This is a genomic window from Nocardia sp. NPDC002869, from assembly GCF_046764065.1.
Classification (GTDB): domain Bacteria; phylum Actinomycetota; class Actinomycetes; order Mycobacteriales; family Mycobacteriaceae; genus Nocardia; species Nocardia rhamnosiphila.
The window spans coordinates 1-22,631 of the sequence record NZ_JBKOOL010000093.1 but is presented as its reverse complement, the minus strand read 5'-3'; the positions used below and the strand labels follow the sequence as shown (position 1 = coordinate 22,631).

The 22,631-nt window shown below is 69.4% G+C and carries 21 protein-coding genes; 13 read left to right on the top strand and 8 right to left on the bottom strand.

Annotated elements, in window-relative coordinates; genetic code table 11:
* Positions 1 to 94: 94 nt before the first annotated feature.
* Positions 95 to 670, bottom strand: a complete 576-nt coding sequence (locus tag ACLML9_RS18080; protein ID WP_265802330.1) for a nicotinamidase — start codon at positions 668 to 670, stop codon at positions 95 to 97.
* Positions 671 to 697: 27 nt separating this feature from the next.
* Positions 698 to 1,948 carry a nicotinate phosphoribosyltransferase gene (locus ACLML9_RS18075; RefSeq protein WP_411946630.1) on the bottom strand — a complete coding sequence of 417 codons (1,251 nt, stop codon included), beginning with the start codon at positions 1,946 to 1,948 and terminating at the stop codon, positions 698 to 700.
* Between the two features lie 240 nt (positions 1,949 to 2,188).
* Here ACLML9_RS18075 and clpS point away from each other — a divergent pair, with 240 nt between their 5' ends.
* The 10 genes from clpS to rdgB all read left to right on the top strand — a co-directional run bounded on the left by clpS (position 2,189) and on the right by rdgB (position 9,162).
* Positions 2,189 to 2,551 (top strand): ATP-dependent Clp protease adapter ClpS, encoded by a 363-nt coding sequence (clpS, locus tag ACLML9_RS18070; RefSeq protein WP_411946629.1) that lies wholly within the window; start codon positions 2,189 to 2,191, stop codon positions 2,549 to 2,551.
* Positions 2,552 to 2,572: 21 nt separating this feature from the next.
* A complete protein-coding gene (locus tag ACLML9_RS18065; protein ID WP_411946628.1) occupies positions 2,573 to 3,142 on the top strand; it encodes a DUF2017 domain-containing protein in 570 nt (189 codons plus the stop codon).
* On the top strand, positions 3,139 to 4,200 hold the full coding sequence (locus ACLML9_RS18060; RefSeq protein ID WP_411946627.1) for a P1 family peptidase: 1,062 nt from the start codon (positions 3,139 to 3,141) through the stop codon (positions 4,198 to 4,200). Before ACLML9_RS18065 ends, ACLML9_RS18060 begins: the two co-directional genes overlap by 4 nt.
* A 193-nt stretch (positions 4,201 to 4,393) precedes the next feature.
* Positions 4,394 to 4,816: a Mov34/MPN/PAD-1 family protein gene (locus ACLML9_RS18055; RefSeq protein WP_411946626.1), complete on the top strand. Its 423-nt coding sequence runs from the start codon at positions 4,394 to 4,396 to the stop codon at positions 4,814 to 4,816.
* Positions 4,817 to 4,866: 50 nt separating this feature from the next.
* Positions 4,867 to 5,145 (top strand): MoaD/ThiS family protein, encoded by a 279-nt coding sequence (locus tag ACLML9_RS18050; protein WP_411946625.1) that lies wholly within the window; start codon positions 4,867 to 4,869, stop codon positions 5,143 to 5,145.
* A 4-nt stretch (positions 5,146 to 5,149) separates the two neighbouring features.
* Entirely contained in the window at positions 5,150 to 6,112 is a 963-nt protein-coding gene (locus ACLML9_RS18045; RefSeq protein ID WP_063130592.1) for a PLP-dependent cysteine synthase family protein, read from the top strand.
* 71 nt (positions 6,113 to 6,183) lie between these two features.
* A complete protein-coding gene (locus ACLML9_RS18040) occupies positions 6,184 to 6,903 on the top strand; it encodes a rhomboid family intramembrane serine protease (protein ID WP_411946624.1) in 720 nt (239 codons plus the stop codon).
* Positions 6,904 to 6,972: 69 nt separating this feature from the next.
* Positions 6,973 to 7,737, top strand: a complete 765-nt coding sequence (locus ACLML9_RS18035) for a cyclic nucleotide-degrading phosphodiesterase (protein WP_411946623.1) — start codon at positions 6,973 to 6,975, stop codon at positions 7,735 to 7,737.
* 43 nt (positions 7,738 to 7,780) lie between these two features.
* A complete protein-coding gene (gene rph, locus ACLML9_RS18030; protein WP_030525492.1) occupies positions 7,781 to 8,554 on the top strand; it encodes a ribonuclease PH in 774 nt (257 codons plus the stop codon).
* Positions 8,554 to 9,162, top strand: a complete 609-nt coding sequence (rdgB, locus tag ACLML9_RS18025; protein ID WP_411946622.1) for an RdgB/HAM1 family non-canonical purine NTP pyrophosphatase — start codon at positions 8,554 to 8,556, stop codon at positions 9,160 to 9,162. The genes rph and rdgB overlap by 1 nt, the downstream gene beginning before the upstream one ends.
* Before the next feature lie 15 nt (positions 9,163 to 9,177).
* Here rdgB and ACLML9_RS18020 read toward each other — a convergent pair whose 3' ends face one another.
* The 3 genes from ACLML9_RS18020 to ACLML9_RS18010 form a co-directional block, all read right to left on the bottom strand.
* Positions 9,178 to 9,477, bottom strand: coding sequence for a DUF3817 domain-containing protein (locus ACLML9_RS18020; RefSeq protein ID WP_245665535.1), 300 nt, complete (start codon positions 9,475 to 9,477; stop codon positions 9,178 to 9,180).
* Positions 9,478 to 9,542: 65 nt separating this feature from the next.
* On the bottom strand, positions 9,543 to 10,040 hold the full coding sequence (locus ACLML9_RS18015) for a transcriptional regulator (RefSeq protein WP_411946621.1): 498 nt from the start codon (positions 10,038 to 10,040) through the stop codon (positions 9,543 to 9,545).
* Between the two features lie 74 nt (positions 10,041 to 10,114).
* Positions 10,115 to 10,990, bottom strand: a complete 876-nt coding sequence (locus tag ACLML9_RS18010) for an oxidoreductase (protein WP_411946620.1) — start codon at positions 10,988 to 10,990, stop codon at positions 10,115 to 10,117.
* A 126-nt stretch (positions 10,991 to 11,116) separates the two neighbouring features.
* Here ACLML9_RS18010 and ACLML9_RS18005 point away from each other — a divergent pair, with 126 nt between their 5' ends.
* Positions 11,117 to 13,159 (top strand): ATP-dependent DNA helicase, encoded by a 2,043-nt coding sequence (locus ACLML9_RS18005; protein WP_411946619.1) that lies wholly within the window; start codon positions 11,117 to 11,119, stop codon positions 13,157 to 13,159.
* Between the two features lie 10 nt (positions 13,160 to 13,169).
* Here the strand turns inward: ACLML9_RS18005 and ACLML9_RS18000 are convergent, their stop codons facing one another.
* The 3 genes from ACLML9_RS18000 to glgP all read right to left on the bottom strand — a co-directional run bounded on the left by ACLML9_RS18000 (position 13,170) and on the right by glgP (position 17,998).
* Entirely contained in the window at positions 13,170 to 13,712 is a 543-nt protein-coding gene (locus ACLML9_RS18000; RefSeq protein WP_411946618.1) for a DoxX family protein, read from the bottom strand.
* A 99-nt stretch (positions 13,713 to 13,811) separates the two neighbouring features.
* Positions 13,812 to 15,173 (bottom strand): NCS2 family permease, encoded by a 1,362-nt coding sequence (locus tag ACLML9_RS17995; protein WP_411946617.1) that lies wholly within the window; start codon positions 15,171 to 15,173, stop codon positions 13,812 to 13,814.
* A gap of 284 nt (positions 15,174 to 15,457) precedes the next feature.
* Positions 15,458 to 17,998 (bottom strand): alpha-glucan family phosphorylase, encoded by a 2,541-nt coding sequence (glgP, locus tag ACLML9_RS17990; protein ID WP_411946616.1) that lies wholly within the window; start codon positions 17,996 to 17,998, stop codon positions 15,458 to 15,460.
* A gap of 97 nt (positions 17,999 to 18,095) precedes the next feature.
* Between glgP and ACLML9_RS17985 the strand changes: the two genes are divergently transcribed.
* Positions 18,096 to 20,099, top strand: a complete 2,004-nt coding sequence (locus ACLML9_RS17985) for a maltotransferase domain-containing protein (protein ID WP_411946615.1) — start codon at positions 18,096 to 18,098, stop codon at positions 20,097 to 20,099.
* Between the two features lie 7 nt (positions 20,100 to 20,106).
* Complete coding sequence (glgB, locus tag ACLML9_RS17980) at positions 20,107 to 22,263, top strand: 1,4-alpha-glucan branching protein GlgB (RefSeq protein WP_411946614.1); 2,157 nt, start codon at positions 20,107 to 20,109, stop codon at positions 22,261 to 22,263.
* Positions 22,264 to 22,631: the final 368 nt, after the last annotated feature.

Below are 22,631 nucleotides of genomic sequence, written 5' to 3'. Positions count from 1 at the left end.
AACCGTGGAACCCTCCGGCCCGATCGAAACCGAGGCCGCCCGCCGTCTAGCAGACGACCTCAACAGCTAACCGATCAGGTTCCCCAACACTTTCTCAGGCGCCGGCCACGACCACGGCGCCGGACAGTTCGACCCCGGCCCCGTTCAGTTCGTCCAAAGCCTTCTCGACGGTCGCCGGTGCGACGCCGGCGGTGAGACCGAGCAGGATCCGCGTGGTGAAACCGGCGGCGACGGCATCCAGCGCAGTCGCCCGGACACAGTGGTCGGTGGCGATACCCGCGATATCGACCGCGCCGATATCGCGGGCGCGTAACCACTCGGTGAGGGTTTCCCCGGCGGTCGACGCGCCCTCGAATCCCGAGTAGGCGGCCGAATACTCGCCCTTGGAGAAGACCTCCTGCACCGCGGCGGTATCGAATTGCGGATGGAAATCGGCCCCCGGAGTGCCGACCCGGCAGTGCGGCGGCCAGCTGTCCAGATAGTCGGGTGTCTCGGAGAAATGGGCACCCGGGTCGATGTGGTAATCGCGGGTGGCCACCACCGCGTCGTACCGGTTCTCGGCCAGATATTCGCTGATCAACTCCGCGACGCGGGCGCCACCCGATACGGCAAGCGAACCGCCCTCACAGAAATCGTTCTGCACATCCACCACGATCAGCGCGCGTTTCATGATTCCAGTCTCCTCGCGTACGCCCGGTCAGACCAGGAATGTAGTCGCAACCGCCGGATCACCGCCGGACAGTTTGAGCCCCTCCCACGGCAGACTCACCAAGCCGCGGGCGACGAGATCCCGGGATTCGGCGAGGCCGGGCCGATCCAGCGCCACACCACCGCGCACCAGCGGGACCGACAGATCGCGCACCTCGTAGCCGTCGGGCGCCGGCCGGTCGGCGGTCGCGGGGTACACGATCTCCTCCATGATGGTCCCGGTGCCGCGTGCCAGGCGCACCGCGCGTTTGGCTCCGCCGCGGGACTCCTTGTGACTGGACCGTTTGGCGACCGGCAGACCCTCGACTTCGACCAGCTTGTAGACCATTCCGGCGGTCGGCGCGCCGGACCCGGTGACCAACTGGGTGCCGACCCCGTAGGCGTCCACCGGTTCGGCCCGCAGTGCCGCGATGGCGTATTCGTCCAGGTCCCCGGATACGACGATCCGGGTTTTCACCGCGCCCAGTTCGTCCAGTTGCCGGCGTACCTGCCGGGCCAGGACACCGAGGTCACCGGAGTCGATACGCACCGCGCCCAGTTCCGGGCCCGCGACCTCGACCGCGAGCGCGACGCCGCGGGTGATGTCGAAGGTGTCGACCAGCAGAGTGGTGCCGGTGCCGTGCGCCGCCACCTGACTGCGGAACGCCTCGATCTCGTGTTCGCCGTCGGCGCCGCTGTGTACCAGGGTGAACGCGTGCGCACTGGTACCCGCGCCGGGCACACCATAGCGGCGGACCGCCTCCAGATTGGAGGTCGCGTGGAAACCGGCCACGTAGGCCGCCCGCGCACTGGCGGGTGCGGCCTGCTCATGGGTGCGCCGCGACCCCATCTCGATCATCCGGCGCCCGTCGGCGGCGCTCACCATCCGGGCGGCCGCGGCGGCGATCGCGCTGTCGTGGTTGAACACCGACAGCGCCAGCGTCTCGAGCAGCACACATTCGGCGAAGGTTCCGGTCACCGAGAGGATCGGCGAACCCGGGAAGTACAGCTCGCCTTCCGGATAACCGTCGATATCGCCGGTGAACCGGTAATCACGCAACCAGGCGACCGTATCCGCGTCCAGGAACCGGGCGACGATCTCCAGCTCCGCTTCGCCGAACCGGAAATGGGCCAGCGCCTCGAGGAAACGGCCGGTACCGGCCACAACACCGTATCTGCGACCATGCGGCAAACGCCGGGCGAACACTTCGAAGGTGCACCGGCGCACCGCGGAACCATCGGCGAGCGCGGCGGCCAGCATGGTGAGCTCGTATTGGTCGGTCAGCAGAGCGGTGCTACAGGCCGCGTCGCGCAGGTCCACGGGTGTCACTGTAAACAGCCCCTCCGCGCCGCGGGGAAGCCCGCCGGGGGCAGCGCCGGGCGCCGGACCGCCGCGGCGGCCTGTAGCGGGTCGTGCGCGGCAGCCCGAGAGGCCTGGACGAGCGGCATCGTTGCTGCTCCGGGTGTTGTGAATTACTCCGCGCGTCGTACTCTTGACTTCATGGCCTTGTGCAACACCGCACCCCGCTCATCGACGACAGAGGTCCTCCTCGGCGCCCCCGGCGTCACGTTGTCGGCGGCCCAGGCGACACCGGAGGCCGTGGAGTACACCGAGGTCCTCGAGGCGGAGGACCGGCCGTGGGTCACCGTGGTCTGGGACGATCCGGTCAACCTCATGCACTACGTCGCCTACATCTTCCAGAAGCTGTTCGGCTACAGCAAAGCCAAGGCGACCGAGCTGATGCTCAAGGTGCACAACGAGGGCAAAGCGGTCGTATCGTCGGGATCGCGGGACAAAATGGAGCAGGATGTCCGCCGCCTGCACGCGGCAGGCCTGTGGGCCACCATGCAACGAGACGACTGATCGGACGGTTACCGTAGCGACGTGCGTAAATGGAGCCGGAAGAACTCATTGAGCGGTCTCAAACTGCGATCGGAGATGGACGCGCGCGAAGCCAGCGTGCTGCGCTCGCTGGTCGGAGCCGTTTCGGGTCTGCTGGGTGAACGCGCCTCCTCGGCCCCCGAGGACGAGCTCGCCGCTCTCACCGGTCTGCGCAGCGGCAATATCACGCCGCCCGACGACCCGCGGCTGGCCCGGCTGCTGCCCGAATTCCATCGGGCCGAACCGGGCTCCCCCGACGCCGAACGAGCCGATCTGAACAGTGCACTGCGTGGCCTGCACGAGCCGGAGATCATCGACGCGAAACTGGCCGCTGCCGGGGTGGTGCTGCACACCCTCCCCGAGGACGGCGGCAAGATCGTGATCACTCCGGAAGAGGCCGATTCCTGGCTCACCGCACTCACCGATGTCCGGCTGGCCCTCGGCGTGGTGCTGGAGGTCGACGCCGACACGCCCGAGCAATTCCCGCCCGACGATCCGCGCGCTCCCCATCTGGACGTCTACCATTGGCTGACCTGGATGCAGGACTCCCTGCTGCAGGCGATGGCTCCGTGACCGCCGCGCCCGGGGCGCGGAACGCGCTCACCGATGTGGCGGGCCTGCTCGTCGGCCACCACCACATACTCGATCCGGACGCGACCCGCGGCTCCGGCGCGGCCACCGGCTGCACCGTGGTCCGCGCGCCGGGCGGCGCGGTCGCCGCGGTGGATGTCCGCGGCGGCGGCCCCGGCACCCGGGAGACCGATCTGCTCGACCCCGCCAACACGGTCCGGCAGGTACACGCGATCCTGCTCACCGGCGGCAGCGCCTACGGGCTGGCCGCCGCGGACGGGGTGATGCGCTGGCTGGAGGAACACGGCGAAGGGCTGCCCATGTCCCCCGAGGACCCCACCCGCGTGGTTCCGATCGTGCCCGGTGCCGTGATCTTCGACCTTCCGGTCGGCGACTGGAACACCCGCCCCACCGCCGAATTCGGTTATTACGCGGCCGACGCCGCCGGACCCGATTTCCTGCGCGGTTGTGTCGGCGCCGGGGTCGGGGCCCAGGCCGGCGCGATCAAAGGTGGTATCGGCAGCGCCAGTATCCGGTTCGACGAGGGCATCGCCGCCGGACTGACGGTGGGCGCGCTGGTCGTCGCCAACCCGGTCGGATCGGTGTTCGACCCCCGCACCGGGATACCGTGGGGTGCGGGCACCGACGGACCCGAGTTCTTCGGCCTGCGCCCAGGTACCGCCGAGGAACTCGCGGCCGCGAACGCGCTGGCCGTGAAGGGCACGGTACTCAACACCACGATCGGCGTGGTCGCCACCGACGCCCCGCTGGACCCGGCCGGATGCCGCCGCCTGGCCACGGTCGCGCACGACGGCCTGGCCCGGGCGGTCCGCCCGGCCCACTCCCCGCTCGACGGGGACACCTTCTTCGCGCTGGCCACCGGCACCGCGACACCGCCGGAGGGGCCTCGGCTGCCCGCCGCGTTCCCGGCCGACCTGGCGGTGGTCGACGCGCTGAGCACCGCGGCGGCGGTCTGCGTCGAACGCGCCGTGGTCGACGCGATCCGCACCGCCCACTCCGTGGCCGGCATCCCGGCGTACAGCGACCTGTTCGGTGCCTGATCGCCCCCGCTTCCGGCGAGGCGGCCCGGGAGCCCGGTGACCCGGGTTGCGGCGGTGGCCCATCCCGCACACGCCGATGTGCGCGCAGAGGGTAGGGGCCGTGCAGGGGTGCCGGGAATACCCGAATATCCTCGGCAGTTGTCGGCTGTGACCGGTCGGCGACGGCCGTGACAAGAGGTGGAAGGGTTCGATTGTGCTCGTGATCAGGGCCGACCTGGTGGATGCGATGGTCGCGCACGCGCGCGCCGACCATCCCGACGAGGCCTGCGGCATCATCGCGGGACCCGAGGGGTCCGACCGGCCCGAACGTTTCGTGGCCATGATGAACGCGGAGCGGTCGCCCACCTTCTACCGTTTCGATTCCGGCGAACAGCTGAAGGTCTGGCGGGCCATGGACGACGCCGACGAGGAGCCGGTGGTGATCTACCACTCGCACACCGCGACCGAGGCCTATCCCAGCCGTACCGATACCTCCTACGCCTCCGAGCCCGGCGCCCACTACGTGCTGATCTCCACCCGGGACGCCGAACGTCACGAGCTGCGCAGCTACCGGATCGTCGACGGCGAGGTCACCGAGGAGCCGGTCCGGATCGTCGACGCGTACGAAACCGCCTGACCGCCCCAGTTTCCCGACCCACATACCGAGTACAAGCGAGGAGCAGCACCATGCCGGTCACCGTGTCCATCCCGACCATCATGCGTACCCACACCGGAGGCGAGAAGCGCGTCGCGGCCGAGGGGGCCACGCTCGCCGCGGTGATCGATGACCTGGAGGCCAACCATCCGGGGCTGGCCGAGCGGCTGCTCAACGAGGGCAAGCTGAACCGGTACGTCAATATCTATGTCGACGACGAGGACGTGCGGTTCTCCGGCGGTCTGGAGACCGCCGTGGGCGAGGGCTCGACCGTGACGATCCTGCCGGCCGTCGCGGGCGGGGCCCGATAATTCCGTGGCACGCTACGAGTCACTGATCGCGACCCTCGGGAACACCCCGCTGGTCGGTCTGCGCACTCTGTCCCCACAGTGGGAGGGCGAGCAGCCGGTACGGCTGTGGGCCAAGCTCGAGGACCGCAACCCCACCGGGTCCATCAAGGATCGTCCCGCGCTGCGCATGATCGAGCAGGCCGAAGCCGACGGCCGGCTGACCCCCGGCTGCACCATTCTGGAACCCACCAGCGGCAACACCGGGATCTCGCTGGCCATGGCCGCGAAACTCAAGGGATACCGCCTGGTGTGTGTGATGCCGGAGAACACCTCGGTGGAGCGACGGCAATTGCTCACCATGTTCGGTGCCGAGATCATCGACTCGCCGGCGGCGGGTGGTTCGAACCAGGCGGTGGCCCGGGCCAAGGAGATCGCCGCCGCCAACCCGGACTGGGTGATGCTGTACCAGTACGGCAACCCCGCCAACGCGCTCGCCCACTACGAGACCACCGGCCCGGAAATTCTCGCCGATCTGCCCGAGATCACCCATTTCGTCGCCGGGCTGGGCACCACCGGCACCCTGATGGGGACGGGGCGGTTCCTGCGCGAGAAGGTCCCGAACATCGAGATCGTCGCAGCCGAACCCCGCTACGGCGAACTGGTCTACGGCCTGCGCAACATCGATGAGGGCTTCATTCCCGAACTGTACGACGAGTCGGTACTCACCAGCCGGTTCTCCGTGGGCCCCTACGACGCCGTGCGTCGCACCCGCGAACTGGTCCTCGAAGAGGGCATCTTCGCCGGTATCTCCACCGGCGCGATCCTGCACGCCGCACTCGGGGTCGCCCGGAAGGCGGTCGCCGCGGGCCGCCGCGCCGATATCGCCTTCGTCGTGGCCGACGGCGGCTGGAAATACCTGTCCACCGGCGCCTACGACGGCACCCTCGAAGAAGCCGAGGAACGGCTCGACGGCCAGCTCTGGGCCTGAGGTCACGACAACTCGGTACCCTCGGAAGCAACGCGCCGGGAGCTGTGGCGCGCGGCGAGGAGGAGATCGTCATGACCGGTGGTGGGCCGCTGGGCGCTTCGTTCGACCCCGACCGTATCGCCGCGCTCCGGCCCCCGCCGGGCGGTGGACCGGTTCCCGGCGGCTCGGGTTCCGGCGGGTACGCCACCACCCGTCGCACCTGGTCGCGAGCCGGGATCGTGACCGTTGCGTTCCTGATGGTGCTGTACCTGATCGAGTTCGTCGACGCGGTGATCGACTCGTCCATGGATCGAACGCTGGGCATCGAACCCCGCGAGGTCGACGGCCTGGACGGTATCGCCTTCGCGCCCCTGCTACACCACGGCTGGGACCATCTGATCGGCAATTCCCTGCCCGTGCTGATCCTCGGTTTCCTCACTTTGGCCACCGGCATCCGCCGGGGGCTGGCCGCCACCGCGATCGTCTGGCTCGTCGCCGGAGTGGGCACCTGGCTGACCGGGGGCGAGGGCACCGTGCACGTCGGCGCGTCCTCGCTGGTCTTCGGCTGGCTCACCTATCTCATCTGCCGCGGCTGGTTCGCCCGGCAGCTCGGGCAGATCGTACTGGGGCTGGTGGTCCTGGTCCTCTACGGCTCACTGCTGTGGGGCGTGCTACCCGGTCAGGACGGAATCTCCTGGCAGGGACACCTTTTCGGCGCTATGGGTGGACTGTTCGCCGGGTGGGTACTCTCCAGTGATGAACGTCGACACCGCCGTCAACTCCACACCGGGCCCCTCGCCTCGCCCCGGTGACCGTGGGTGCGGCCAGCATTTTCGGGGGATGCGGTCTTGAATCGGGAAACCTCGTGGCAGCATGGTGACATGCGCCTCACCGTCCTCGGGTGCTCGGGCAGTGTGTCCGGCCCGGATTCCCCCGCGTCGGGTTATCTGCTCACCGGTCCGGACATGTCGCCGGTGGTTATCGATTTCGGTCCGGGCATTCTCGGTGCGCTGCAGCGATTCGCCGATCCGGGCGAGGTGTCGATCTTCCTCACCCATCTGCACGCCGACCATTGCCTCGATCTTCCCGGGCTGCTGGTGTGGCGGCGCTACCACCCGGCACCCCCCTCGGGGCGGGCGATCGTCCGCGGCCCCTCCGACGCCCCGCTGCGGATCGGTAACGCCTCGGCCGAGGTCGGCGGGGAATGCGACGACTGGTCCGATGTGATCGATTTCCGCCCCTGGAACGAGGGCGAGACGGTGGAGTTCGGTCCCGGGCACACCCTCACCGCGCGGCGGATGTTCCACCCGCCGGAGTCCTACGGTCTGCGGATCGTCACCGCCGCCGGCCGCACCTTCGTCTACACCGGCGATACCGCGGTCTGTCCGGCCGTCCAGGAACTCGCCCGGGGTGCCGATGTTCTCCTGGCGGAGGCGTCGTGGACCCACGATCCCGCCAATCGCCCGGCGGGCGTCCACCTTTCGGGCACCGAAGCCGGCCGTATCGCCGCCGAGGCCGGAGTCGGGGAACTCCTGCTCACCCATATTCCACCGTGGACCTCCCGCGAAGACGTCATCGCCGAGGCCAAGGCCGAGTTCACCGGGCCTGTGCACGCGGTGACCCCGGGCGAGTCCTTCGACCTGTAGACCCAGGCATGCCCCGGCACGGGTACCCCACTACGCTGAGCCCGTGTCGAGACGAGCCGATGGCAGGGCGGACGACGAACTCCGCGAGGTACGGATAACTCGAGGCTTCACCACGCACCCGGCGGGTTCGGTGCTGGTGGAGTTCGGGCAGACCCGGGTGATGTGCACGGCCAGCGTCACCGAGGGGGTGCCGCCGTGGCGACGCGACTCGGGCCTCGGCTGGCTCACCGCCGAATACGCGATGCTGCCGGCCGCCACCCACACCCGCAGCGGCCGGGAATCGGTCAAGGGCAGGGTCGGCGGGCGCACCCAGGAGATCAGCCGGCTGGTCGGCCGCTCCCTGCGGGCCTGTATCGACCTCGCCGCCATCGGGGAGAACACCATCGCCGTCGACTGTGATGTGCTGCAGGCCGACGGCGGCACCCGGACCGCCGCGATCACCGGCGCCTATGTGGCGCTCGCGGACGCGATCACCTATCTGGGCGCGGCCGGGGCGCTGGCGGATCCGCAACCCATCTCCTGCGCCATCGCCGCGGTGAGTGTCGGTGTGGTGGACGGACGGGTCCGGCTGGATCTCCCCTACGAGGAGGATTCGCGGGCCGAGGTCGATATGAACGTGGTCGCCACCGATACGGGCACCCTGGTGGAAATCCAGGGCACCGGTGAGGGCGCGACCTTCCCGCGGTCCACTCTCGACAAATTGCTCGATTCGGCGCTGGCCGGGTGCGAACAGCTGTTCGCCGTCCAGAAGGAAGCGCTGGCGCTGCCCTATCCCGGCGTGCTGCCCGAGGCCACCGAAACCTCGAAGAAGAAGTGATGACGCGTCGGGTTCTGCTCGCCAGCCGCAACGCCAAGAAACTGACCGAACTGCGCCGCATCCTCGACGAGGCCGGAGTCGCGGGTCTGGAGATCGTGGGCCTCGACGATGTACCGGAGTATCCGGAAGCTCCGGAGACGGGCGCGACCTTCGAGGAGAACGCACTGGCCAAGGCGCGCGACGGCGCGCGCGCCACGCGGTTGCCCTGTATCGCCGACGATTCCGGTATCGCGGTGGACGCGCTCAACGGGATGCCCGGGGTGCTGTCGGCGCGGTGGTCGGGCCGCCACGGTGACGATGCCGCGAACAACGCGCTGTTGCTGGCGCAGTTGTCCGATACCCCCGACGAACGCCGCGGCGCCAGTTTCGTCTCCGCGTGCGCGCTGGTGATCCCGGCGGGCGCGGAAATCGTGGTGCGCGGCGAATGGCCGGGCACCATCGCGCGGGAGCCGCAGGGCGACGGTGGGTTCGGCTACGACCCGCTGTTCCACCCGGACGGCGGGGAACTCAGCGTCGCCCAGCTCACCCCGGCGCAGAAGGACGGGGCGTCCCATCGGGGCCGCGCGCTGGCGCAACTGCTGCCGGCGCTCGCCGCGCTGGCGGGCTGAGCCGGCGCCGGGTGGTCAGACCCCGAAGTCCCGCTTGACCTGCTGAGTGTTGCGGTGCTCGACGAAGAACGACAGCAGCGGAATGGTGCCCGCGAGCAGCGTGCCGACGGTGCGTTTGATCGGCCAGCGCACCTTCACCGCCAGATCCGCGGTGAGGATCAGATAGATGAAGTACGCCCAGCCGTGTACCACCGCGATCCAGCTGGGTGTATCCACACCGAATCCGTATTTGGCGATCATCTCGGCGGTGAGGAACAGCAGCCACAGACCGGTGACCCAGGCCAGGACGCGGTAGCGCAGTAGCGCGCCCGCGATCCGCCGGTCGCCGGTCGGCGCGGCGGCGCCGGCCTCGGGTGCGGTGGTGGCGTTTTCGCTCGCGGTCAACCCGCGCTCCTCTCGGTATCGCGGGCCGGGCCCGCCGTGCTGCCCGCGGCGTTCAAACGGGCCAGGTAGCTGTTGTATTCGGCGAGCACCGGATCATCGTCGCGGGCGGCTCGCGGGCGTTCGGGCAGGAAACCGGCCGGGATCTCCCGCGGCCCGGCCGCCGGGGCGCCGCGCCGGCCGGCGAACAGTCCGGTGCGGGTGTTCGAAGGGCCGGACCCGGTGTCCGGCGGGTCCGCGCCCGGTTCGGTGCTCACACCGGACGGTTCGGTGCCGGCGGTCTCTGTTTCCAACCGCACGAACCGGAAGTAGGCGAACAAGGCGAACCCGGCGAACAGCGGCCACTGCAATGCGTACCCGAGGTTCTGTGCGGTGCCGCTCGCCGAGGAGAACCGCTCCCACTGCCACCAGCCCAGGGCCAGCGCGGCCAGTGCCAGCACGACCACCAGCAGGACCAGGGCCGGGCGATGCACGGTGCGGCGAGGTGTTGCGGACACGGCTACCACGGTACCCGTCTACTACATGGACCGTAGTGTGAGGTGGGTATCGCGGCAGCCGGTATCGCCGCCGGTCAGAACTTGTAGACGACCCCGGTCAGGCGCTCGGACTCCGCCCACAGCCGCTGCCACAGGTCGGTGTTCTTGGACAGGCGGGTGGACGGGGACGCCTCCACCGGGCCCTGGGACTGGAACAACCGGGTCGGACCCCAGTACGTATCGGGATCGGCGTCGGCTGTGGTGGCCGCGAACAGCGTCGAATGCGCCGCCTTCGCCGGCGCGTGCCCGACCAGCCGGATCACCGGTTTGCTGACCCAGTCCAGCGGGGTCTCGGTGCGGGTGAACAGTTCGGTGGCCGATACCCCCGGGTGCACCCCGTAGGAACGTTTCGCCGAACCGGCCGCCGCCAGCCGGCGCTGGAGTTCGCGGGCGAACATGAGGTTCGACAGTTTGGCCTGGGCGTAGGCCAGGTTGCGCTGGTAGCGGCGGTTCTCGTAGTTCAGGTCGTCGACCCAGAACTTGGGGGTCTGCTTGTGGGCGATACTGGCCAGGGTCACCACCCGGTCGCGCATCCGGTCCAGCAGCAGCCCGGTCAGCGCGAAATGGCCGAGATGGTTCACGCCGAACTGGGTTTCGAAGCCGTCCACGGTCCGCGAGAACGGCACGTTCATCAGGCCGGCATTGTTGACGAGTACATCGAATTCTCCGGTCTGCTCGGCGAATTCCCGGACCGAGGACAGATCGGCCAGGTCGAGCCGACGGACGCGGAGGTCGCCGCCGATGGCATCGGCGACCTCCTGTGCCTTCCCGGTATTGCGGCAGGCCATCACGACGGTGGCCCCTTTGCCGGCGAGTACTTTTGTGGTCTCGGCTCCGAGTCCGCCGTTGGCGCCGGTGACGACGAATGTGCGTCCGCGCTGGTCGGCTATCTGATCAGGTTTCCACGCCATGGTCCGACCTTACTTCTGAGTAAGATCGTGGGGAAGAGCGGTCCGCGCCTCCGGTGTCGAGCGGGCAGGCCAGGCCGGTCCGCGACTGGGCGCACGGCTGTCGGTGCGGCGCAGTAGGCTGCCCGAGTGCCCGAACTCCCGCCCGTATCAGACCTGCTGGCGACCGCTGTGACCGCGCTCGGCGGTAAGGAACGCCCGGGTCAGATGACGATGGCCGCGGCGGTGGACAACGCCATCGAGAACAAAGAGCATCTGGCCGTCCAGGCGGGGACCGGCACCGGGAAATCGCTCGCCTATCTGGTGCCCAGCCTGCGGTACGCGGTGCGGACCGGGCGCACGGTGGTGATCTCCACCGCGACCATCGCGCTGCAGCGCCAGCTGGTGGACCGGGATCTCCCCCGCCTCGCCCAGGCGCTGACTAAACCGCTGGGCCGCACGCCGGAGTTCGCGATCCTCAAGGGCCGCAACAACTACCTGTGCCTGAACAAGATCAACAGCGCCGTCCCGGAAGAGCCCGCCGAGGCCGAACTGTTCGATGCGTTCGCGGTCTCGCGGCTCGGCCGCGAAGTGAAACGGCTCAACGAATGGGCCTCCGACACCGAGACCGGCGACCGCGACGAGCTCACCCCGGGCGTCGGCGACCGTGCCTGGCGGCAGGTGAGCGTGTCCGCGCGCGAATGTCTGGGCAAATCACGCTGCCCGTTCGGGCAGGATTGTTTCGCCGAACGGGCCCGGGCCGAATCCGCGCAGGCCGATATCGTCGTCACCAATCACGCCCTGCTGGCCATCGACGCCATCAGCGGTGTGCAGATCCTGCCCGAACACGATCTGGTGGTGGTCGACGAGGCGCACGAACTCGTCGACCGGGTCACCGGGATCGCGACCGCCGAGTTGTCCGCCACCGCCATCGGCACCGCCGCCCGGCGCTGCGCGAAACTCATCGACGAGCGGGAGGTCGACCGGCTGGAGGAGGCCGCCGAGGCCTGGCACACCGCACTCGACGAACTGCCGCCCACCCGCTGGGACACACTGCCCGAGGGCATCGCCGGAGTGCTGGCGCTCGTCCGGGACGCCGCCTGGAACGCCCGCACCGCGCTCAACCCGCAGGGCTCCGGCGGCAACGACCCCGAGGCCGCCGCCGGCCGGAATATGGCCATCGCCGGAGTGGAGGAGATCCACGACAGCGCGGTCCGCGCGCTCACCGCCTTCGACGAGCCCGACGCCGCGGTCCGCCGCGATGTGGTGTGGCTGTCGGCCGACGAGGTTCGCGGCGTCACCCGGCGCACCCTGCGGATGGCCCCGCTCGCCGTGGGCGGGCTGTTGCGCAGTCAATTGTTCGGCGCCGCAACGGTCGTCCTCACCTCGGCGACGCTGCAGATCGGCGGAAACTTCGACGGTCTGGCCCGCACCTGGGGCCTGCCGCCGCAATCGAACAGCCGCGTCGACCCGGCGACGGCCAACAGCGCCGAGGCACCGAGCGACGCCGATACGGTGCGCTGGTCCTCGCTGGACGTCGGTTCGCCGTTCGATCACGCCAAATCCGGAATTCTCTACGTCGCCAAACATCTCCCGGCCCCGGGCCGCGACGGCCTGCCCCCGGCCTACCTGGACGAGATCGAGCGGCTGGTGGGGGCCGCGGGCGGACGCACCCTGGGGCTCTTCTCGTCCATGCGGGCGGCGAAGGCGGCCACCGAGGTGCTGCGCAAACGCCTGGACACCCCGATCCTGTGCCAGGGCGAGGATTCCACCGGCGCCCTGGTGCGCAAATTCGCCGACGACCCGGAAACCTCCCTGTTCGGTACCCTCTCGCTCTGGCAGGGCGTCGACGTGCCCGGTCCCTCGCTGAGCCTGGTGATCCTGGACCGTATCCCGTTCCCCCGGCCCGACGATCCGCTGCTGGCCGCGCGGCAGCGCGCCGTGGAATCGCGCGGCGGCAACGGTTTCCTCACGGTCGCCGCGAGCCACGCGGCCCTGCTCCTGGCCCAGGGCACGGGCCGGTTGCTGCGCAGCGTCGACGACCGCGGCGTCGTCGCCATCCTCGATCCCCGGCTGGCCACCGCACGCTACGGCGGTTTCCTGCGCGCCTCCCTGCCCCCGTACTGGGAGACGGCCGACCCGGCCGTGGTGGAGAAGGCACTGCGCCGGCTCTCCGCCGCCGCGACGGTCTGATCGGCACCGCTCAGAGCACTGATTTGAAGGTCAGGACGAGCACCGCCGCGACCACGGCGACCACCACCGCGACCAGACCCCAGACCACGCCGCCGCGCGCCCACGGACGGTTTCCGTCCACCGAGAAACGGCCCGGGCCGGTGAACGCCAGGGCCGCTGCCGCCACGGCGTAGAGCAGGCCCGTCTCGTAACCCTTGCCGGTGAGCAGCCCGCCGTCGAAGGTCGTATGGATGATGACGAGGGTGGTACCCAGCACGATGGCCGCGCCCAGCGGAGACAGCACGCCGAGGGCCAGTAGCAGCCCGCCGGTGAATTCGCTGAGTCCGGCCAGCGTGCCGAAGAAGGTGCCCGGGTTGAAGCCCATCTGCTCGAAACCGGCATTGTTGGCGGTCAGGCCCGGGCCGTCGAACCAGCCGAAGAGTTTCTGGCTGCCGTGTGCGGCGATGAGCAGACCGAAGACCACCCGCAGAATCAAGAGGCCGATATCGGTGGACAGAGCTCGATCTCTGGTCGCCGGTACCGCGGTGCGGTCCAGCGTCGACCCGACTGTCATATGAACCCCTCCTTGCAATCCGGATAGTTAGCCACGGAAACAAACGGACCGAGGTCCTCTTGTTCAGGCTATCGGTTGCCGACCGGGCTCTCTAGCAGGCTATTCCGCCAGGAAGAAGAAATATCCGAGGAAGATCAGGGTCAGCACCCACATCACCGGATGTACCTCGCGGATCCGGCCGCGGGCCACCATCACCACCGGGTAGAAGATCATTCCCATGGCCAGCCCGTTCGCGATGGAGTACGTCAACGGCATCATCACGATGGTGATGAACGCCGGAACCGCGAACTCCAGCCGGGTCCAGTCGATATCCCCCAGCGACCGGGCCATGAGCACCCCGACCACGATCAGCGCCGCCGCGGTCACCGCCCCCGACGCCGCCACCACCGAGAGGATCGGATAGCAGAACATGGCCACCGCGAACCAGGCGGCCGTCGCCACCGCGGTCAGACCGGTCCTACCGCCCGCCGACACCCCGGCTGTCGATTCCACATACGCCGTGGTGGTGGAGGTGCCGATCACCGCACCGGCCATGGTGCCCACCGCGTCGGCGGACAGTGCGCTCGCGGCCCGCGGCAGCTCACCCTTGCTGTTCAGCAGGCCCGCCTGGTTGGCGACGCCGATGAGTGTGCCCGACGCGTCGAAGAAATCGACGAACAGCATGGTCAGCACCACCACGGCCATCTGCGCGGTGAACGCGTCGGGCAGATGGATGATCGCCTGCCCGAAGGTTTGGTCCAGCCCTCGGGGCAGCGCCGCGACACCGTCGGGCACATCCACCAGGCCGGCGACCATCCCGACCACCGCCGTCAGCACGATGCCGTACAGCACCGCCCCGTGCCAGCCGCGGACCAGGAAGATCACCGTAACCACCAGGCCGAACAACGCCAGCACCGTCGTGCCCTGAGTGAAATCGCCGAGCTTCACCAGCGTCGAATCACTGTCGACCACGATGCCCGCGTTCTTGAACCCGAGAAACGCCACGAACACGCCGACCCCGGCCGCGACCGCCAGTTTCAGCTGCAGCGGGATCGCGTTGAGGATCTTCTCCCGGATCCTGGTCACCGCGAGGACGAAGAAGATCACACCCGACAGGAATGTGCCCGACAGCGCGACCTGCCAGGGAATGCCCATACCCAGCACCACCGAGAACGCGAAGAACGCGTTCAGGCCCATCCCCGGCGCCAGCGCGATCGGATACCGCGCCCACAACCCCATGACCAGGGACCCGGCCACCGCCGAGACCGCGGTCGCGGTGAACACGGCCTGGGCCGGGATGCCCTGGTCGCCCAGCGCGCCCTGGTCACCCAGGATGGAGGGGTTGACCGCGAGCACGTAGCACATGGCCAGGAACGTCACCGTGCCCGCCATGAGCTCGCGGCGCATGGTCGACCCGTGCACCCCGACAGCGAAGTAGGTATCGATACGCCCGCGGGTCCGGGTCAGAAGATCGGTGGCCATGGGACCTCCAGTCGGCTGGATATGACACCCGCCCACGCGCGGACGGGGAGCGGACCGGAGTCCGGCAGGAACTCGCCGGGCACCACTCCGGCCGGTACCCGGCGCGTACGCACCGAACCGAACCAGAAGGCGACAGCCCCGTATGCCCCTACTGGGTGAGCGCGCAGCACACAGTGGGAGGTCCGGCGCCCGGCAGCGCCAGTGTGGAACGGTATCCGATACCTGTGACGAACCGAAGTTCGCACCACCCCGACGCAGGGTCGCGCGTTGATCGACGCCGGCGGTCAGGCGTTGACCACCCGGCCCAGCTCCGCGGGCGTGGCCAGCAGCTCGTGGGCCGGCAGCACCCGGACCGTGTAGCCGACCGCGCCCGCGCGCGGCACCGGCGTCTCGACGGTGAAGACCGCGAGCGCGGATTCGTCGGACTCGGCGCCGGTGCAGGCCATCGCCACGGTCCTGGTGTCGGTCAGCTCGTCCTCGGGCGTGACCCGCCCGAGCACGGCCTGAACCGTCACGTCGCCGGGTCCGAGGCCACCGAGATCCACCCGCGCGGTCAACGACAGCGGCGCCCCGATCACGGGGGCGTCCGGAAGACCGGCCGCGTCCACCTGCGCCACCCGCACCCGCGGCCACGCGTTGTCCACCCGCCTGCGGTATTCGGCCATCTCCCGCGCACCCCGCAGGTTCTCCCCGGTGATCCGACGGGACGCCGCGGCGGCCGGCAGGTAGTAGCGCTCGGTGTACTCGCGCACCATCCGGTCCGCGAGTACTTCGGGGCCGAGAACGCGCAGTGTGTGGCGCACCATCTCGACCCAGCGGCCCGGGACACCGGCCGCGTCGCGCTCGTAGAAACGCGGCGCGACCGTCCGCTCCATCAGCTCGTAGAGTGCGCTCGCCTCCAGATCGTCGCGGCGCTCGTCGTCGGACACGCCGTCGGCGGTCGGGATCGCCCACCCATTCTCCCCGTCGAACATCTCGTCCCACCAGCCGTCGCGGATCGACAGGTTCAACCCACCGTTGAGTGCCGATTTCATCCCGGACGTACCGCACGCCTCCAGCGGCCGCAGCGGGTTGTTCAACCACACATCACAACCCCAGTACAGGTACCGGGCCATCGACATGTCGTAATCGGGCAGGAACACGATCCGGTGGCGCACCGCCGGATCGTCGGCGAACCGCACCACCTGCTGGATCAGCGCCTTACCGCCCTCGTCCGCGGGATGGCTCTTACCCGCCACCACCAACTGGACCGGCCGGTCGGGGTCCAGCAGCAGCTCCCGCAACCGCCGCGGATCGCGCAGCATCAGGGTCAGCCGCTTATAGGTCGGGACGCGGCGGGCGAAGCCGATGGTCAGCACCTCGGGGTCGAATACCGAATTCACCCACTCCAGCTCGGCATCGGCCGCGCCCCGCTGCCGCCACGACTCGCGCAACCGCCGCCGCACCTCCCGCACCAGCTTCGCGCGCAGCGTTGCGCGGATCGACCAGAGCCGCTCCGGCGCCAGCTCACCCAGCGCCTCCCAGATCCGCGGACGGTCGCCGGTATCGAGCCCCTCCCCCCATTCCCGGGCGGCCCAGGTGGGCGCGTGCACCCCGTTGGTCACCGAGCCGATCGGCACCTCGGCGGCATCGAAACCGGGCCACAGCGAGTCGAACATGCGCCGGCTCACCGCGCCGTGCAGGCGGGAGACCCCGTTCGCGCGCTGCGCCAGCCGCAAACCCATATGGGCCATATTGAATACCGCGGGATCGTCCTCCCGGCCCAGCGCGATGATCCGGTCCACCGTGATCCCGGGCAGCAGCGGCGATTCCGATTCCCCGGACGAGCCACCGAAATACCGGTGTACCAGTGAGACCGGGAACCGGTCGATCCCGGCCGGCACCGGTGTATGCGTGGTGAAGACCGTCCCCGCACGCACCGCCGCGAGCGCGGTATCGAAGTCGTGGCCCGCGGCCAGATACTCCCGTATCCGCTCCAGCCCCAGGAAACCCGCGTGGCCCTCGTTCATATGGAAGACCTCGGGGTCCGGGAGCCCGGTGGCCGCGGTGTAGGCCCGGACCGCCCGCACGCCGCCGATACCGGCGAGGATCTCCTGCTCGATCCGGTGTCCCTGGTCGCCGCCGTAGAGCCGGTCGGTCACCGACCGCAGCTCCGGATCGTTGGCCGCGATATCGGAGTCCAGCAGTAGCAGCGGCACCCGTCCCACTTGCGCGATCCATACCCGAGCCGCCAGCACACGCCGGTCCGGCAGCGCCACGTGCACCAGCACCGGCGCGCCGTCGGCGGTCAGCGACCGCAACGGCAGCCCCTGCGGATCCAGCGCCGGATACCGCTCGACCTGCCGGCCGTCGGCGGTCAGCGACTGCCGGAAATACCCGGACCGATACAGCAGCCCCACCCCGATCAGCGGCAACCCCAGATCCGATGCCGCCTTCAGATGGTCCCCGGCCAGGATGCCGAGCCCACCCGAATAGTTGGGCAGCGCCTCGGTCACCCCGAACTCCATCGAGAAGTAGGCGATCCCCCGCACACCCGCGTCCGGGACCGGGCGATCCAGATACGCCCGCAGCTCCGCGGCCACCGCATCGACCCGTGCACAGAACTCCGCGTCACCGGCGAGTTCGTCCAACCGTTCCGGCGGCACCTCCCCCAGCATCCGTACCGGATCGTGCCCGGTCTCCGCCCACCGGCGCGGATCCAGGGCGGCGAATACATCCTGGGTCGGACCGTGCCACGACCAGCGCAGATTGGTGGAGAGCTCGTCCAGCGCGGCCAGCCGCTCCGGCAGGTGGGCGCGGACGGTGAACCGACGCAGTGCCTTCATCCGCCCGAGCTTATTGGGAGGGGTGAACGGTGAAGCGGCTGGCCTGCCGCCCGCGTCCGGTTTCCGCACCGCAGTCGTTGCCAATAACGTGGTGAGGATGACCGGCCGCATCGCCATTGATGACACCGCCCCGCACGTCCCCGGCGGCTACCCGGCGAAGGCCGTGGTCGGGGAGGTTTTCCCGGTGCGTGCCGTGGTGTGGCGGGACGGGCACGGCGCGGTCGGCGCCACCTTGGCGGTGCGTGCGCCGGGCTCGTCGCGTTCGATCCGGGTCCCGATGACCCCCGATTACGAACCCGATGTCTTCAACGGTGTCTTCACGCCCACGGCGCCCGGGGTGTGGCATTTCCGGGTCGAGGGCTGGGCGGATTCCATAGCGACCTGGCGGTCGGCGGTGGAGGCGAAACTGGCGGTCGGGCAGAGCGCGGCGGATCTGGACAACGATCTGGAGATCGGGGCCCGGCTGCTGGACCGGGCGGCGCAGGCCGTACCGAAGCGGGAGTTCGAGCGGCTGCGGGCGGCGGCGGCCGCGCTCCGCGGCGCCGACCCGCTCCCGGCGCGGGTGGCTCCGGCGTTCACCGACGAGGTCACCGAGATCCTGCGGCGGACCCCGCTGCGGGAGTTGCTCACGCGCGGGCCGCAGTATTCGGTGCTGGTGGAGCGCTCGCGGGCCCGCACCGGGTCCTGGTACGAATTCTTCCCCCGTTCGACCGGCGGACGCGCCGCCGACGGGTCCCCGGTGCACGGCACCTTCGCGACCGCCGCGAACGAACTGCCCCGGATCGCGTCCATGGGTTTCGACGTGGTCTACCTGCCGCCGATCCATCCCATCGGCGTGGTGAACCGCAAAGGCCGCAACAACGCGCTCACCGCCGGTCCCGGCGATGTCGGCTCACCGTGGGCGATCGGTTCGGCCGAGGGCGGTCACGACGCGTTCCACCCGCAACTGGGTACCGAGGCCGATTTCACCGCCTTCGTCCGTACCGCGACGGACCTCGGCCTCGAGGTCGCGCTGGACCTGGCCTTACAGTGCGCGCCCGACCATCCGTGGGTGAGCGCGCACCCGGAATGGTTCACCACGCTGCCCGACGGCACCATCGCCTACGCCGAGAACCCGCCGAAGAAGTACCAGGACATCTATCCGCTCGATTTCGACCACGACCCGGACGGCCTGTACGCCGCGGTACTGCGGGTGGTGCGGTACTGGGTCGGGCTCGGCGTGCGGATCTTCCGGGTCGACAACCCGCACACCAAACCGGCCGATTTCTGGGAGTGGCTGATCGCCGCGGTGCGCCGCACGGATCCGGACGTGATCTTCCTGTCCGAGGCGTTCACCTATCCCGCGCGGCTCTACGGTCTGGCGCGACGCGGTTTCAGTCAGTCCTACACGTACTTCACCTGGCGCACGCATAAACACGAGCTCACCGAATTCGGTCTGGAGCTCGCCGCCAAAGCCGACGAAGCCCGGCCCAACCTCTTCGTCAATACGCCCGACATCCTGCACGAAAGCCTGCAGCACGGCGGTCCGGGGATGTTCGCGATCCGCGCGGTCCTGGCCGCGACCCTGGGCCCCAGCTGGGGGGTGTACTCGGGTTACGAACTGTACGAGCACCGGGCGGTACGCCCCGGCAGCGAGGAGTATCTGGATTCGGAGAAGTACGAGCTGCGACCGCGCCCGTTCGCCGAGGCCCGCGCCCGCGGCGAATCCCTCGAACCACTGCTCACCCGGCTCAACGAGATCCGCCGCCGCCATCCGGCGCTACAGCAACTGCGCTGCCTGCACTTCCACCACATCGACAACGACAACCTGCTCGCCTATTCGAAGATCGACCCCGCGACCGGCGACGCGGTCCTGGTGGTGGTGAACCTGAACCCCTTCACCGCCGAACAGGGCATGCTGTCGCTGGACCTGCCCGCCATCGGCCGGGAATGGCACGACCACCCGGTGGTCCACGACGAGATCAGCGGCGAGCGGTACCACTGGGCACAGACCAACTACATCCGGCTCGATCCCGCGCACGCGGTCGCCCACATCATCGCGCTCCCCCCGGTGCCCCATCACGCCCGCGCCGCCCTGGCGTACCGGCGCGGGTTCCGGTGACACCGTGATGGACCGCCGCGACCTGCTGCTCCTCGCCGCGGGCACCCACCCCGACCCGCATACGGTGCTCGGCGCGCACCCGCACCCCGACGGCACCGCGGTACGAGTGCTGCGACCCGCCGCGGAATCGGTGTCGGTGCTGGTCGGCGGCGTCGATCATCCGCTGGACTCGCTGGGGCACGGCGTCTTCACGGCCGTGCTGCCCTACCCCGAGATCCTCGACTACCGCGTCGTCACCGTGCACCCCCGCCGACCGGCCACCGTGACCGCCGACGGCTACCGCTTCCTACCCACCCTCGGCGAGCTGGACCTGCATCTCATCGGCGAGGGCCGGCACGAACGATTGTGGGAGGTACTGGGCGCGCATCCGCGTACCTATCGTGGTCTCGACGGTGAAGTCGCCGGTGTCTCCTTCGCGGTCTGGGCGCCGAACGCCCGCGGCGTCACCGTGTTCGGCGATTTCGATCGCTGGCAGGGCGGTACCTGGCCGATGCGCTCGCTCGGGGAGTCGGGGGTGTGGGAGGTCTTCGTCCCCGGCGCGGCGCCCGGTGACCGCTACAAGTACCGGGTGCACGGGGCCGACGGGCGGATCACCGATCACGCCGACCCGGTCGCGTTCGCCACCGAGGTCCCACCGGCGACCGCGTCGGTCGTCACCACGACCGAGCACCGATGGACCGATCAGGGCTGGCTCACCGCCCGCGGCCACACCGATCCGGCGCGTGCCCCGTTCAGTGTCTTCGAAGTACATCTCGCGTCCTGGCGGCCGGGACTGGACTACCGCGAACTCGCCACCGAACTCAGCGAATATGTACGCGGGCTCGGTTTCACCCATATCGAACTGCTCCCCGTGGCCGAACATCCCTTCGGCGGATCCTGGGGATATCAGGTCACCTCGTACTACGCCCCGACCGCACGCTTCGGCAGCCCGGACGATTTCCGCGCCTTCGTCGACCATCTGCACGCCGAAGGTATCGGCGTCATCCTCGACTGGGTTCCCGCGCATTTCCCGCGCGACGCCTGGGCGCTGGCGCGTTTCGACGGCACCCCCCTGTACGAACACCCGGACCCGCGCCGCGGCGAACAGCCCGAATGGGGCACTTACACGTTCGACTACGGACGGCCCGAAGTACGGAACTTCCTGGTCGCCAACGCCCGGTTCTGGGTCGAGGAGTTCCATATCGACGGCCTGCGCGTAGACGCGGTCGCGGCCATGCTCTACCTCGACTACGCCCGGCCCGGCGGCGGCTGGGAACCCAATGTCCACGGCGGCCGTGAGAACCTCGAGGCCGTCGCCTTCCTCACCGAACTCAACGACAGCCTGCACACCGCGTATCCGGGTGTCGTCACCATCGCCGAGGAATCCACCACCTGGGCCGGCGTCACCCGCGCCACCGAGGTCGGCGGACTCGGCTTCTCCATGAAATGGAATATGGGCTGGATGCACGACACTCTCGGCTATCTGGGCCGAGACCCCGTGCACCGCACCTGGCACCACAACGAGATCACCTTCTCGCTCATGTACGCGTGGAGCGAGAACTATGTCCTACCCATCAGCCATGACGAGGTAGTGCACGGCAAGGGCACACTGTGGACCCGGATGCCCGGAGACGAGTTCACCAAAGCCGGCGGGGTCCGCGCGCTGCTCGCCTACATGTGGGCCCACCCGGGTAAGCAACTGCTGTTCATGGGCCAGGAGTTCGGGCACTACCGCGAATGGTGGCACGACCACAGTCTCGACTGGCACGAACTCGACAATCCGCTGCACCGCGGCGTCCAGCTGCTGGTGGCCGACCTCAACCGGGTCTATCGCGACCATCCCGCACTCTGGAGTCAGGACACCACCCCCGGCGGCCACTCCTGGATCACCGCAGACGACCGGGAGTCCAACGTTCTCGCGTTCCTCCGCCACGGCGCCGACGGCAGCACGGTCGCCTGTATCTGCAATTTCTCCGGCGCCACCTACCGTGACTACCGGATCGGCCTGCCCGCCGCCGGGCACTGGACAGAAATCCTGAACACCGACGCGCTCGAATACGGCGGCACCGGCTCGGGCAATCTCGGCCTGGTACACGCCGACCCGGTCAGCCGCCACGACCGTCCCGCGTCGGCCGCGCTCACGCTGGGCCCGCTCAGCGTCATCTGGCTGACCCCACGCCCCTGAACAGCCGCACTTTCCCCGGACAGGTACGACCGACCACCAGCGCCGAGCCGACGCAGCCCTGAGAACGTCTGCGAATCCGAGAGATCTCGGGGGCGCCCCGCGAAACCCCGGCTCATGCAGTGGCGTCGGCGTCCGACCTCCTCGGCGCCCCATGGTGCCGAGCTCGGCGAGGCCCGCAACGGTCGAGGCCTGCGAGCATCCCGAGACCTGGGAATATCTCGGTGTTGTCGCGCCGACCTCGACTCATGCGAATGCGTCGGCATCCACCATCCCGGCCACCCGCCGGCGCCGAGTCCTACGAGGCCCTGAAAGGGTCGAGGCCCGTCCCGCCCCTTGGCCGAAGGTGCTCAATGGTCGCGCTCTATGGA